We start from the raw sequence: 12,818 nt of genomic DNA, 5'->3' as shown, positions 1-12,818 counted from the left end.
CGGGTTTTTTTCCACTTTGTACACCTCGGGTTAGTTCGTTTTGTGGTAGAGCCGGCGCACCAACATGTGGCGCCGGCTGGAGGGCGGCCCGTCCGTTACCGGGTCGGGCGGGGGTCGCGGCCGGGCCGCCGTGACGTTTCAGCAGCCGCGGGCGGCCGCCGCCGCCCCTACAGGGCGCCCGGGCGCACCAGCCCGCTCTCGTAGGCGTACACGGCCGCCTGGACCCGGTCGCGCAGCTGCAGCTTGGTCAGCACATGGCCCACGTGCGTCTTCACGGTGGTCTCGCTGACGAACAGCTCGGCCGCGATCTCCGCGTTCGACAGCCCGCGCGCCACCAGCTTCAGCACCTCCAGCTCGCGCTCGGTCAGCGCGCTCAGCGCCTGCGGCGGCGCCTCGTCGCCCGAGGGCAGCTTGGTGGCGTACATGTCCAGCAGCCGGCGGGTGATGCTCGGCGCCAGCATCGCCGCGCCGTCCGCGACCACCCGGATCGCCTGCACCAGCTCCTCGGCCGGGACGTCCTTCAGCAGGAAGCCGCTGGCGCCCGCGCGCAGTGCCTCCACCACGTACTCGTCCAGGTCGAAGGTGGTCAGCACCAGCACCTTGGCCGGGCCGTCCCGCCCCGGGCCGGCGATCCGGCGGGTCGCCTCGACGCCGTCCATCCTGGGCATCCGGATGTCCATCAGCACCACGTCGGGCTGCAGCGCCCGCACCTGGTCCAGCGCCTGCTGGCCGTCGCCGGCCTCGCCGACCACCACGAGATCGGACTCGGCCTCCAGGATCATCCGGAAACCGGTGCGCAGCAGCGGCTGGTCGTCGACCAGCAGCACTCGGATCGTCACCTAGGACTCCTTGCTCATCGGATCCCCCGTGGGATCGCTCTCATCCGACGTACGCGCCAGCGGCAGCGGGTACGGCGGCGGGGTGCCGCCGAACTCCGGGCAGCTGGCCTGGTGGTCGCACCAGTCGCAGAGGCGGTTGCGGGTGGCCGGGAAGTCCCCGGTGGCCACCGCGTGGCCGATCCGTTCCCACAGCGCCTGGAGCTTGCGCTCCACCGCGAGCAGGTCGGCCTCGTCCGGGTCGTAGCTGACCACGTCCCCGCCGCCGCCGAGGTAGACCAGCTGGAGGCGCTTGGGGATCACGCCCTTCCAGCGCCACACCACCAGGGCGTAGAACTTCATCTGGAACATCGCCTTGCCCTCGAAGTCCCGCGAGGGCGCCCGGCCGGTCTTGTAGTCCACCAGCCGGACCTCACCGGTCGGGGCGACGTCCACCCGGTCGATGTAGCCGCGCAGCAGCAGCCCCGAACCCAGGGCCGTCTCCACGTAGAGCTCCCGCTCCACCGGGTGCAGCCGGGTCGGGTCCTCCAGCCGGAACCACTGGCCGACCAGCTTCTCGGCGTCCGCCAGCCAGCGGGTGAGCGCCGCGCCGTCCGGGTCCTCCGGGAACAGCGTGCCCAGCTCCGGGCGCTCGCCCAGCAGCCGCTCCCACTGCGGGCGCAGCAGGCCCAGCGCCCGCTCCGGCGTCCGCTCGGCCGCCGGGCTGTCGAACAGCCTCTCCAGCACCGCGTGCACCAGCGTGCCCCGGGTCGCCGCCGGGCTCGGCGGCTCCGGCAGCCGGTCGATCACCCGCAGCCGGTACAGCAGGGGACAGGTGAGGAAGTCCCCCGCTCGGGACGGGGAGAGCCCGGTCGGGGGTGCCGCCGGACGCACGGCGGCACTGCTGGTGTCGGTGTGCTGCATGGCTACGACCCTATTGCCCTTTCCTGTCATCCCGCTGCCACGGTGCTGCCACGGACGCGCGGGAGTGGGTATGAAGCCGGGGGGAGGGCCGCGCGGCGCCGGAGGGCGGCGATCACGTAGCGTGGGCGTACCGGGCACGACGGGGGAGACGACCGAAGGGATCACGGTGAGCGACAGCAGGGGGCAGCAGCCCTCCGACCGGCCACCGCGGGCGGGCGACGGGCGCCCGGCCGGGGCGCCGCCCGAGCGCCGCGGCGGCATCCTGATGGGCCGGCCCTTCGGCGTGCCCGTCTACGTCACCCCGTCCTGGTTCCTCATCGCCGCACTGATCACCTGGGTGTTCGGCGGACAGCTGGGCGACGTCCTGCCCGACCTCGGCGGCGCCCGCTACCTGGTCGCGTTCTTCTTCGCGGTCGCCTTCTACGCCTCCGTCCTGGTGCACGAGCTCGCCCACACCCTGGTCGCGCTGCGCTACAAGCTCGGGGTGCGGCGGATCCAGCTGCAGTTCTTCGGCGGGGTCTCCGAGATCGAGAACGAGGCGGAGAGCCCCTGGCGGGAGTTCTGGCTGGCCTTCGTCGGCCCGCTGCTCTCGCTGCTGCTCGGCGGCCTGTTCTACCTCGGGGTGCGGGCGGTGGAGCTCTCCACCGTGCCCGGGGTGCTGCTCACCGGCCTGATGATCTCCAACCTGGTGGTCGCCGCCTTCAACCTGCTGCCCGGCCTGCCGCTGGACGGCGGCCGGATGCTGCGCGCGGTCGTCTGGGCGATCAGCGGCAAGCCGATGACCGGCACGGTGGTCGCCGCCTGGGTAGGCCGCGGGCTGGCCGTCGCGGTGCTGATCGGCCTGCCGCTGCTGAGCGCCGCCCGCGGGGTCGAGCGCACCACCACCGACACCCTGGTGGACGCCCTGCTGGCCGCGGTGCTCGCCGCGATCATCTGGAACGGTGCCACCGGCAGCCTGCGCAACGCCCGGCTCAAGGAGGTGCTGCCCGGCCTGCGGCTGCGCGAGCTGGCCCGGCGGGCCGTCGAGGTCACCGCCGACACCCCGCTGGGCGAGGCGCTGCGCCGCGCCCGCGAGGCCCGGGCCGGCGCGGTGATCGTGGTGGACGGCCGGGGCGAGCCGATCGCCCTCGTGCGCGAGGCCGCCGTCCGGTCGGTGCCCGAGCACCGCCGCCCCTGGGTGGCCGTCGGACCGCTCGCCCGCGACCTCGAACCCGGGATGCGGCTGAGCGCCGACCTCGGCGGCGAGGACCTGCTGCGGGCCGTCCAGGCCACCCCGGCGGCGGAGTACCTGGTGGTCGAGGCGGACGGCCGGGTGTACGGCGTCGCCTCGCTCAGCGACATCGAGCAGCGGCTGACCGCCGCCGTCTCCGGCCGCTGACCGACGCCCGCCGATCATGGTGGTAGGGCGGGAGGCTCCGCTTCCCTTAGGATTGTCGGCATGTCCGAACCGACCGGTGCCGCCCGCAGACGCGGGCCCTTCCAGGTCGGGGACCAGGTCCAGCTGACCGATCCCAAGGGTCGCCACTACACGTTCACGCTCCAGGCCGGGAACCAGTTCCACACCCACAAGGGTGCGTTCCCGCATGACGAGCTGATCGGCGCTCCCGAGGGCACGGTCGTGCGCACCACGGGGAACGTCCCGTACCTCGCGCTGCGTCCCCTGCTCCCCGACTACGTCCTGTCCATGCCGCGCGGCGCCGCCGTGATCTACCCCAAGGACGCCGGCCAGATCCTGGCCATGGCCGACATCTTCGCGGGTGCCCGCGTGATCGAGGCCGGCGTCGGGTCCGGCGCGCTCAGCATGTACCTGCTGCGTGCCGTCGGCGAGCACGGCATGCTGGCCTCCTACGAGCGCCGGCAGGACTTCGCCGACATCGCCCAGGGGAACGTCGAGCGCTACTTCGGCGGCCCGCACCCGGCGTGGAAGCTCACCGTCGGCGACCTCCAGGACAACCTGGTCGAGACCGACGTCGACCGCGTCATCCTCGACATGCTGGCCCCCTGGGAGTGCCTGGACGTCGCCTCCGAGGCGCTCGTCCCCGGCGGCCTCATCTGCTGCTACGTGGCCACCACCACGCAGATGTCCAGGACCGTCGAGGCGCTGCGCGACCACGGCACCTTCACCGAGCCGCAGGCCTGGGAGACCATGGTCCGCACCTGGCACCTGGAGGGTCTGGCGGTCCGCCCGGACCACCGGATGATCGGCCACACCGGCTTCCTGCTCACCGCCCGCCGCCTGGCGGACGGTGTGGAGCCGCCGCTGCGCCGCCGCCGTCCGGCCAAGGGCGCGTACGGCGAGGACTACGACAACGGGGCGCCCGAGCCCACCCTCCAGGAGCGCGCCGCCGCCCGCAAGGCCGCCCGCGACACGGAGACGGAGCAGCCCGACCTGGGCTGAGCCCCGAAACCCACCGCGAAAGGGGTGGTACGAGCACACCGCTCGTACCACCCCTTTCGCATCCCGCCGATCACGGTGTGGGACGATGCTCGCGCACGCAGACCAGCTCCTGGAGCTCTGGAGGGGACGCCTGGTGGAGACCGCGGTCGGGACGACGACGGCGACGGCTGGACAGCGGACACCGCGGAGCCGCTCCGGGCCCGGGCACGCGCGCACCGCCCCCTGGCACTGGGCCGTCGCCCTGGCCGGCTGCGGCGCGGTGGTGGGGGCCGCACTGGCGGCCTCCCCGGCGACCGGCACCCCGGTGCCCGCGCACCCCGTGCCCACGTCCCTCGCGGTGAGCGCGGGCCCCGACCCGGCCCAGGTCCAACTCCCGCTGGACTGCGGCCCGTTCCCGGTCAAGACGGCGCTCAGCGTGTCCGCGCGGCTCGGCGACGGGCGCCCCGCCACGGTGGTCACCGCGCACTGCGCCACCGAGACCGGCACCCCGCCGGACGCCGTCCTGCTGCTCGGCTTCGGCCCGGGCGGGCGCCCGGAGGTGGTGGCCACGCTGCTGACCGAGCGCGAGAACCTCACCGTGAGCCGGATCGCGGTGCGTTCGGACGGCGCCATCACCGGCCACGCGCAGGGGTATTCGAGCGAGGACGTGCCGCGGTTCCGGCCCGACATCTCGGTCGACCTCACCTGGACGCACAGGAGCGGCGGCTGGGATCGCTCCCAGACCGCCGCCCCGCTCTCCGCCGTGTGACGGACCGGCCACCGCGCGGACCGACCACCGCGCGGACCCGCTGATCCGCGGGCCGGCTACTCCGCGTCCGGCCCGTACACCTCGACCCGGTCGGCGACCCGGCGCACGTGGATGCAGTCGCCGGGGCACTCCTTCGCCGAGTCCACCACGTCCTGAAGGATCGTCAGCGACACCGGGGCGGTCTCCCCGGGCTGCTGGCGCAGCTCGTCGTCCGGCCCCTTCACATAGGCCAGCCCGTCGATGTCGAGCTCGAAGACCTCGGGCGCGTACTGCACGCAGATGCCGTCGCCGGTGCACAGATCCTGGTCGATCCACACCTCCAGCTCTTCGGCCGCTGCCGCCGTCTGCTCGGTCACCGACATGGTCCCCTGCCGTTTCTGTCCCGGGTCGCCCCTATTCCTGGAGCAATCCCGCCATTCGTACAACGATCGGACCTCGACTTGTGGTCGCGATCGGATATCACTTCGCTCGACGATACATCTGGCCCGCTTTGGGTGGTGCGCGGTGGGTATCCCCCTTAGCAGAGGGGAAGCGCGCTGGGGCGAAGGTCGGACACGCCCGTTCCATCTTTCTTGATCTAGGGGTTTACGGACCCCTGGTCCCAGGTAGGGTCTGGAAGCGTCCAGCTCCCCGGAGGAGGTGAGGACCGTGGCAGCCCACGATGACGACTACAACCGCAGCACCGGCAGGCCCGCTCGTGGTTCCGACGAGGCCGCTCAGGTCTCGTACCTTGAGCAGGAAATCGCCGTGTTGCGCCGCAAGCTCGCCGACTCGCCGCGCAATTCGAGGATCCTCGAAGAGCGGATCGTCGAGCTCCAGACCAACCTGGCGGGCGTGACCGCCCAGAACGAACGGCTCGCCTCCACCCTGCGAGAGGCCCGCGACCAGATCGTGGCCCTCAAGGAGGAAGTGGACCGGCTGGCACAGCCCCCGGCCGGCTTCGGCACCTTCCTCGACGCGAACGAGGACGGCACCGCGGACATCTTCACCGGGGGGCGCAAGCTCCGCGTGAACGTCAGCCCGAGCGTCGCCCTCGACGAGGTGCGGCGCGGCCAGGAAGTGATGCTCAACGAGGCCCTCAACATCGTGGACGCGATGGCCTTCGAGAACATCGGCGAGATCGTCACCCTCAAGGAGCTCCTGGAGGACGGCGAGCGCGCCCTGGTGCTGGGGCACACCGACGAGGAGCGGGTGGTGCGCCTCGCCGAACCGCTGCGTGGGCTGACCATCCGGTCCGGGGACGCCCTGCTGCTGGAGCCCCGCTCCGGCTACGTCTTCGAGGTCGTCCCGAAGTCCGAGGTCGAGGAGCTGGTCCTCGAGGAGGTCCCGGACATCGACTACCGCCAGATCGGCGGTCTGAGCAACCAGATCGAGCTGATCCGCGACGCGGTCGAGCTGCCCTACCTGCACGCCGACCTGTTCAAGGAGTACGAGCTGCGCCCGCCCAAGGGCGTGCTGCTCTACGGCCCGCCCGGCTGCGGCAAGACGCTGATCGCCAAGGCGGTCGCCAACTCGCTGGCCAAGAAGGTCGCCGAGGTCACCGGCCGCCCCCAGGGGAAGAGCTACTTCCTCAACATCAAGGGCCCCGAGCTGCTCAACAAGTACGTGGGCGAGACCGAGCGGCAGATCCGCCTGGTCTTCCAGCGGGCCCGGGAGAAGGCGGGCGAGGGCACGCCCGTCATCGTCTTCTTCGACGAGATGGAGTCGCTGTTCCGCACCCGCGGCTCCGGCGTCAGCTCGGACGTGGAGAACACCATCGTCCCGCAGCTGCTCGCCGAGATCGACGGCGTGGAGGGCCTGGAGAACGTCATCGTCATCGGCGCCTCCAACCGCGAGGACATGATCGACCCGGCGATCCTGCGGCCCGGCCGCCTGGACGTCAAGATCAAGATCGAGCGCCCGGACGCCGAGGCCGCGAAGGACATCTTCTCCAAGTACCTCAAGGACTCGCTGCCGTTCCACCCGGACGACCTCAAGGAGCACGACAGCTCCGTCGGGGCCACGGTGGCCGCGATGATCCAGTCGGTGGTGGAGCGGATGTACTCCGAGACCGAGGAGAACCGCTTCCTGGAGGTCACCTACGCCAACGGTGACAAGGAGGTCCTGTACTTCAAGGACTTCAACTCCGGCGCGATGATCCAGAACATCGTCGACCGCGCGAAGAAGATGGCCATCAAGGACTTCCTCGACCACGGTCAGCGCGGTCTGCGCGTCTCCCACCTGCTCGCCGCCTGCGTGGACGAGTTCAAGGAGAACGAGGACCTCCCGAACACCACCAACCCGGACGACTGGGCCCGCATCTCCGGCAAGAAGGGCGAGCGGATCGTCTTCATCCGCACGCTGGTCACCGGCAAGCAGGGCGCCGAGTCCGGCCGCTCGATCGACACTGTCGCCAACACGGGGCAGTACCTGTAAGCACGCGGTTGTCCGGGCCGGCAGCGGTCCCCGGAGCTGTACGCACACCGTCCGGCTGTGGCGCCTCGCGGCCCCGCAGCCGGACGGCGCGTCTCCGGGCCCGCCGCTCGGCGCCGGGTTCTAGGCTCGACCCACCGTCCGCGGGCAGAGGCCCGGCGTCGGTGTTGTTCGGCGGTACGTCAGAGTGCTCCGCCCGTCGGGGGCGGCGCACCGGGCAAGGAGGGCCGCATGACCGTACGGCGCGTGATGGGCATCGAGACCGAGTACGGGATCTCCGTGCCCGGGCACCCCAACGCCAACGCCATGCTCACCTCGTCCCAGATCGTCAACGCGTACGCGGCGGCGATGCACCGGGCACGGCGGGCCCGCTGGGACTTCGAGGAGGAGAACCCGCTGCGCGACGCACGGGGGTTCGACCTGGCCCGCGAGGTCGCGGACGCCAGCCAGCTGACCGACGAGGACATCGGCCTCGCCAACGTCATCCTCACCAACGGGGCCCGGTTCTACGTGGACCACGCGCACCCCGAGTACAGCTCGCCCGAGGTGACCAACCCGCGTGACGCCGTGCTCTGGGACAAGGCCGGCGAGCGGATCATGGCGGCCGCGGCACAACGCGCGCTGGAACTGCCCAACGGGCAGACCATCCACCTCTACAAGAACAACACCGACAACAAGGGCGCCTCCTACGGCACCCACGAGAACTACCTGATGAAGCGGGCGACACCGTTCGCCGACATCGTCCGCCACCTCACCCCGTTCTTCGTCTCCCGCCAGGTGGTCACCGGCGCCGGCCGGGTCGGCATCGGCCAGGACGGCGCCGCGCACGGCTTCCAGATCAGCCAGCGGGCGGACTACTTCGAGGTCGAGGTCGGCCTGGAGACGACGCTCAAGCGCCCGATCATCAACACCCGGGACGAGCCGCACGCCGACGCCGAGAAGTACCGCCGACTGCACGTGATCATCGGGGACGCCAACCTCTCCGAGATCTCCACCTACCTCAAGCTGGGCACCACCTCGCTGGTCCTGTCGATGATCGAGGACTCCTTCATCGCCGCCGACCTCGCGGTGGACCAGCCGGTGCGCACCCTGCACCGGGTCTCCCACGACCCGACGCTCAAGCACCTGATCACCCTGCGCAACGGGCGCCGGCTCACCGCCGTCCAGCTCCAGCTGGAGTACTTCGAGCTGGCCCGCAAGTACGTGGAGGACCGCTTCGGCACCGACGCGGACGAGCAGACGGTGGACGTGCTGGCGCGCTGGGAGGACGTCCTGGGCCGGCTGGAGCGCGACCCGATGTCGCTGTCCCGGCAGCTGGACTGGATCGCCAAGCGGGAGATCCTGGAGGGCTACCGCAGCCGGGACGCCCTGGAGTGGGACAACCCGCGACTGCACCTGGTCGACCTCCAGTACAGCGACGTACGGCCCGAGAAGGGCCTCTACAACCGTCTGGTGGCCCGCGGGCGGTTCGAGCGGCTGGTCACCGAGGACGAGGTGGAGCGGGCCGTCTCCAAGCCGCCGGAGGACACCAGGGCGTACTTCCGCGGTCGCTGTCTGGAGCAGTACGCGGACCACGTCGCGGCGGCCTCCTGGGACTCGGTGATCTTCGACCTGCCGGGCCGGGACTCGTTGCAGCGCGTCCCCACCCTGGAGCCGCTGCGCGGCACCCGCAACCACGTCAAGGAGCTGCTGGACCGCTGCCGCACGGCCGAGGACCTGCTCCGGGTGCTGGCCGGCGGGTAACTTTTCGATCACCATGGGTGAACGTCCGCCGAATGGGAATCATTCGGGGTGGCAGCGGGTGTTGGACAGGAAGCGCCACCGGCGAACCGGGAGCGGCAGTCGCACCTTGTGTATAGGGTCGGTGCAGCAAGCAACGACCGAACCGTGCCAGACGAATCGAGCGGGGTGAGGGAAATGGCGAGCAAGGACACCGGCGGCGGCCAGCAGCGGGCAAACCGTTCCTCCGAGGAGGTCGAGGAGCAGGCCGCGGAAAGCCAGAATTCCGACGACCTCAAGGAGCGCCAGGAAAAGCTGAGCGACGACGTCGACGCGGTGCTGGACGAAATCGACGAGGTCCTCGAGTCGAATGCCGAGGATTTCGTGCGCGGATTCGTCCAGAAGGGCGGGCAATAGCCCGCACCCGGGCATTCCGAATTCACGGTCGCGACCGTCCGGGGCGGCCGGGCGGCGAGCACCGCCCGGCCGTCCGGCACCGGCCCCTCCACCCGTGGACAGTGATCGTCGGGCGGGTAGGGTGCGGGCAGCGCGCGCTTCAAGCTACCTGGAAGGAATCGTGTGGAAGCCAACACTCGTGGCACCGGGCGTCTACCGGCTGCCTTCCTGACCCCGGGGTCGTCCTCGTTCATCGACTTCCTCGCCGAGCACAAGCCGGAGCTGGTCCCCGGTCGCCGCGGGCTCCCCGAGGGCGCCGTGGTCGAGGCCCCGCACGGGACCACGATCGTGGCCGCGACCTTCGACGGCGGCGTGGTGATCGCGGGTGACCGCCGGGCCACGATGGGCAACGTGATCGCCCAGCGCGACATGGAGAAGGTGTTCCCGGCCGACGAGTTCAGCGCGGTCGGCGTGGCCGGCACCGCGGGCCTCGCGATCGAGATGGTCCGGCTGTTCCAACTGGAGCTGGAGCACTACGAGAAGATCGAGGGCACCACGCTCTCCCTGGAGGGCAAGGCCAACCGGCTCACCACCATGATCCGGGGCAACCTGGGCATGGCGATGCAGGGCCTCGCGGTGGTGCCGCTGTTCGCCGGCTACGACCTGGACCTCGGCCGCGGCCGGATCTTCAACTACGACGTCACCGGCGGGCGGTCCGAGGAGCGCGGCTTCACCGCCACCGGCTCCGGCTCGGTCTTCGCGCGCGGCTCGATGAAGAAGCTCTACAGCGAGGGGCTGACGGCCGACCAGGCCGTCACCATGGTCGTCCAGGCGCTGTACGACGCGGCCGACGACGACTCCGCCACCGGCGGCCCGGACCTCGCCCGCAAGATCTTCCCGATCGTCTCGCTGATCACCGAGGACGGCTTCCGCCGACTCACCGAGGCGGAGGTCACGGAGGTCGCCGTCGCCATCACCGACGAGCGCCTGGCCCGGCCCAACGGCCCGCAGGCCCCGCTGATCTAGGGGGTGTCCTGTGGATCTAGGCGGACCCGGCTGAGTTCCACAGGACACTCCCCACGCCACCACCTCACAGGAAAGGGACGACCGCCGGTGTCGACACCGTTCTACGTCTCACCCCAGCAGGCCATGGCGGACCGCGCGGAGTACGCCCGCAAGGGCATCGCGCGCGGCCGCAGCGTGGTCGTGCTCACCTACGCCGACGGCATCGTCTTCGTCGCGGAGAACACCTCCAGGGCGCTCCACAAGGTCTCCGAGATCTACGACAAGATCGCCTTCGCGGCGGTCGGCCGCTACAACGAGTTCGAGAACCTGCGCATCGGCGGCGTCCGCTACGCCGATCTGCGCGGCTACTCCTACGACCGGGCCGACGTCACGGCCCGGGGCCTGGCCAACGTGTACGCCCAGACGCTGGGCACCATCTTCTCCTCGGTCGGCGAGAAGCCGTACGAGGTCGAGCTGATCGTGGCCGAGGTCGGCCGCACCTCCGACAACGACCAGATCTACCGGCTCACGCCGGACGGCTCGGTCGTGGACGAGAAGAACTACGTGGTGGTCGGCGGCAACGCCGACTCGATCGGCAACTACCTGGGCCAGCGCCACCGGGTCGGCCTGAGCCTCACCGAGGCGGTGAAGGTCGCGGTGGACTCGCTCGCCCGCGACCCCAACGGCGGCAGCCCGCGCAGCCTCACGCCGGAACAGCTGGAGGTCGCGGTCCTCGACCGCCAGCGGTTCCAGCAGCGCAAGTTCAAGCGGATCCTGGGCAACCAGCTGGGCCGGCTGCTCGACGGGGACCAGTCCGCCGAGGCGGACGACGACGACAACCCGGCGGACGGCACGCCGGTGTAGCAGTACCTGTGGAGTTCCGTACGGCGGCCCCGCCGCCGTCGTGCGGGACTCCGGTGCCCCTGCGGCGGCCCAGCCGTCGTGGAGGCGGTTTCGGACAGCTCCGACAGAGAATGGAGTGCTCATGGACCGCCGGATTTTCGGGCTGGAGAACGAGTACGGCGTGACCTGCACGTTCCGCGGGCAGCGGCGGCTGTCACCGGACGAGGTCGCGCGGTACCTGTTCCGCCGGGTCGTCTCCTGGGGCCGAAGCAGCAACGTCTTCCTGCGCAACGGCGCCCGCCTCTACCTCGACGTCGGCTCCCACCCCGAGTACGCCACCCCCGAGTGCGACGACGTCGTCGAGCTGGTGACGCACGACAAGGCCGGCGAGCGGATCCTCGAAGGCCTCCTGGTGGACGCCGAGCGGCGGCTGCACGAGGAGGGCATCGCGGGGGACGTCTACCTCTTCAAGAACAACACCGACTCGGCCGGGAACTCCTACGGCTGCCACGAGAACTACTGTGTGGCCCGGCACGGCGAGTTCTCCCGGCTCGCCGACGTGCTGATCCCGTTCCTGGTCACCCGGCAGCTGATCTGCGGCGCGGGCAAGGTGCTCCAGACCCCGCGCGGCGCGGTGTTCTGCGTCAGCCAGCGGGCCGAGCACATCTGGGAGGGCGTCAGCTCCGCCACCACCCGTTCGCGCCCGATCATCAACACCCGGGACGAGCCGCACGCGGATGCCGAGCGCTACCGCCGGCTGCACGTGATCGTCGGCGACTCCAACATGTCCGAGACCACGACGCTGCTCAAGGTCGGCTCCACCGACCTGGTGCTGCGGCTGATCGAGGCCGGCGTGGTGATGCGCGACCTCACCCTGGAGAACCCGATCCGGGCGATCCGCGAGGTCAGCCACGACCTCACCGGCACCCACCAGGTGCGGCTCGCCAACGGCCGGGAGGCCAGCGCGCTGGACATCCAGGAGGAGTACTACACGAAGGCCCTGGAGTTCGCGGACCGCAAGGGCATCAACACCGGCACCGTCGGCCGGGTGCTCGACCTGTGGGGCCGCACCCTGGAGGCCGTCCGCACCGAGCGGCTGGACGGGGTGGCCCAGGAGATCGACTGGATCATGAAGTACAAGCTCATCGAGCGCTACCGCGAGAAGCACGGGATGAGCATGTCCAACCCGCGGGTGGCCCAGATCGACCTCGCGTACCACGACATCCACCGCCGCCGCGGCCTGTTCTACCTGCTCCAGGGCAAGGGCCAGGCGCAGCGGGTGACCACCGACCTCAAGACCTTCGAGGCCAAGTCGATCCCGCCGCAGACCACCCGGGCCCGGCTGCGCGGGGACTTCATCCGCCGGGCGCAGGAGCAGCGCCGGGACTTCACGGTGGACTGGGTGCACCTGAAGCTGAACGACCAGGCGCAGCGCACGGTGCTGTGCAAGGACCCGTTCCGCTCGGTGGACGAGCGGGTGGAGAAGCTGATCGCGGGGATGTAGTGGAGGCGGTGTGATCGAGGCCTTGTGATCAAGGCGGTGGCCGGCCCCGGTGGT

General features: G+C 70.8%; 12 protein-coding genes and 1 pseudogene. 10 read left to right on the top strand and 3 right to left on the bottom strand.

Annotated features, from left to right (window positions below):
* Positions 1-167 precede the first annotated feature (167 nt).
* Positions 168-839 (bottom strand): response regulator transcription factor, encoded by a 672-nt coding sequence (locus ACFVHV_RS22375; protein ID WP_188299078.1) that lies wholly within the window; start codon positions 837-839, stop codon positions 168-170.
* A complete protein-coding gene (locus ACFVHV_RS22370; protein ID WP_359901196.1) occupies positions 840-1,739 on the bottom strand; it encodes a RecB family exonuclease in 900 nt (299 codons plus the stop codon). It lies immediately after the preceding gene.
* A 160-nt stretch (positions 1,740-1,899) separates the two neighbouring features.
* On the opposite strand from ACFVHV_RS22370, the gene ACFVHV_RS22365 reads away from it, so the two are divergent.
* From ACFVHV_RS22365 to ACFVHV_RS22355, 3 genes are all read left to right on the top strand, one after another.
* Positions 1,900-3,117, top strand: coding sequence for a site-2 protease family protein (locus ACFVHV_RS22365; RefSeq protein WP_380352914.1), 1,218 nt, complete (start codon positions 1,900-1,902; stop codon positions 3,115-3,117).
* Positions 3,118-3,177: 60 nt separating this feature from the next.
* Entirely contained in the window at positions 3,178-4,137 is a 960-nt protein-coding gene (locus ACFVHV_RS22360) for a tRNA (adenine-N1)-methyltransferase (protein ID WP_359901190.1), read from the top strand.
* An 85-nt stretch (positions 4,138-4,222) separates the two neighbouring features.
* Positions 4,223-4,885 (top strand): hypothetical protein, encoded by a 663-nt coding sequence (locus ACFVHV_RS22355; RefSeq protein WP_359901188.1) that lies wholly within the window; start codon positions 4,223-4,225, stop codon positions 4,883-4,885.
* Between the two features lie 56 nt (positions 4,886-4,941).
* On the opposite strand, the gene ACFVHV_RS22350 is transcribed toward ACFVHV_RS22355, so the two are convergent.
* The gene (locus tag ACFVHV_RS22350) at positions 4,942-5,247 is read right to left on the bottom strand and encodes a ferredoxin (protein ID WP_359901185.1); all 306 of its coding nucleotides are present in this window, start codon (positions 5,245-5,247) and stop codon (positions 4,942-4,944) included.
* A 286-nt stretch (positions 5,248-5,533) separates the two neighbouring features.
* Between ACFVHV_RS22350 and arc the strand changes: the two genes are divergently transcribed.
* The 7 genes and pseudogenes from arc (at position 5,534) to pafA (ending at position 12,764) form a co-directional block, all read left to right on the top strand.
* Positions 5,534-7,300: a proteasome ATPase gene (gene arc / locus ACFVHV_RS22345; protein ID WP_359901182.1), complete on the top strand. Its 1,767-nt coding sequence runs from the start codon at positions 5,534-5,536 to the stop codon at positions 7,298-7,300.
* Between the two features lie 228 nt (positions 7,301-7,528).
* Positions 7,529-9,040, top strand: coding sequence for a depupylase/deamidase Dop (gene dop / locus ACFVHV_RS22340; protein WP_380352904.1), 1,512 nt, complete (start codon positions 7,529-7,531; stop codon positions 9,038-9,040).
* Positions 9,041-9,214: 174 nt separating this feature from the next.
* Positions 9,215-9,433: a ubiquitin-like protein Pup gene (locus ACFVHV_RS22335; RefSeq protein WP_188299085.1), complete on the top strand. Its 219-nt coding sequence runs from the start codon at positions 9,215-9,217 to the stop codon at positions 9,431-9,433.
* A 133-nt stretch (positions 9,434-9,566) separates the two neighbouring features.
* Positions 9,567-9,644: pseudogene (locus ACFVHV_RS22330) on the top strand (recombination endonuclease VII); the annotation flags it as partial.
* On the top strand, positions 9,641-10,438 hold the full coding sequence (gene prcB, locus ACFVHV_RS22325) for a proteasome subunit beta (RefSeq protein ID WP_380352913.1): 798 nt from the start codon (positions 9,641-9,643) through the stop codon (positions 10,436-10,438). The pseudogene ACFVHV_RS22330 and the gene prcB, both read left to right, overlap by 4 nt.
* A gap of 87 nt (positions 10,439-10,525) precedes the next feature.
* On the top strand, positions 10,526-11,281 hold the full coding sequence (gene prcA / locus ACFVHV_RS22320; protein WP_380352902.1) for a proteasome subunit alpha: 756 nt from the start codon (positions 10,526-10,528) through the stop codon (positions 11,279-11,281).
* A 121-nt stretch (positions 11,282-11,402) separates the two neighbouring features.
* Entirely contained in the window at positions 11,403-12,764 is a 1,362-nt protein-coding gene (gene pafA, locus ACFVHV_RS22315; RefSeq protein WP_359901171.1) for a Pup--protein ligase, read from the top strand.
* Positions 12,765-12,818 lie beyond the last annotated feature (54 nt).

Source organism: Kitasatospora sp. NPDC127116 (genome assembly GCF_042677365.1).
GTDB classification, from domain to species: domain Bacteria; phylum Actinomycetota; class Actinomycetes; order Streptomycetales; family Streptomycetaceae; genus Kitasatospora; species Kitasatospora lactacystinica.
The sequence above is the reverse complement of the archived record's forward strand: the minus strand, read 5'-3'. Positions and strand labels throughout refer to the sequence as shown.

Bases quoted from the DNA above. Each gene is read 5' to 3' on its own strand.
- ACFVHV_RS22370 (WP_359901196.1), bottom strand. From the start codon at position 1,739: ATGCAGCACACCGACACCAGCAGTGCCGCCGTGCGTCCGGCGGCACCC.
- ACFVHV_RS22360 (WP_359901190.1), top strand. From the start codon at position 3,178: ATGTCCGAACCGACCGGTGCCGCCCGCAGACGCGGGCCCTTCCAGGTC.
- ACFVHV_RS22355 (WP_359901188.1), top strand. From the start codon at position 4,223: ATGCTCGCGCACGCAGACCAGCTCCTGGAGCTCTGGAGGGGACGCCTG.
- ACFVHV_RS22350 (WP_359901185.1), bottom strand. From the start codon at position 5,247: ATGTCGGTGACCGAGCAGACGGCGGCAGCGGCCGAAGAGCTGGAGGTG.
- dop (WP_380352904.1), top strand. From the start codon at position 7,529: ATGACCGTACGGCGCGTGATGGGCATCGAGACCGAGTACGGGATCTCC.
- ACFVHV_RS22335 (WP_188299085.1), top strand. From the start codon at position 9,215: ATGGCGAGCAAGGACACCGGCGGCGGCCAGCAGCGGGCAAACCGTTCC.
- pafA (WP_359901171.1), top strand. From the start codon at position 11,403: ATGGACCGCCGGATTTTCGGGCTGGAGAACGAGTACGGCGTGACCTGC.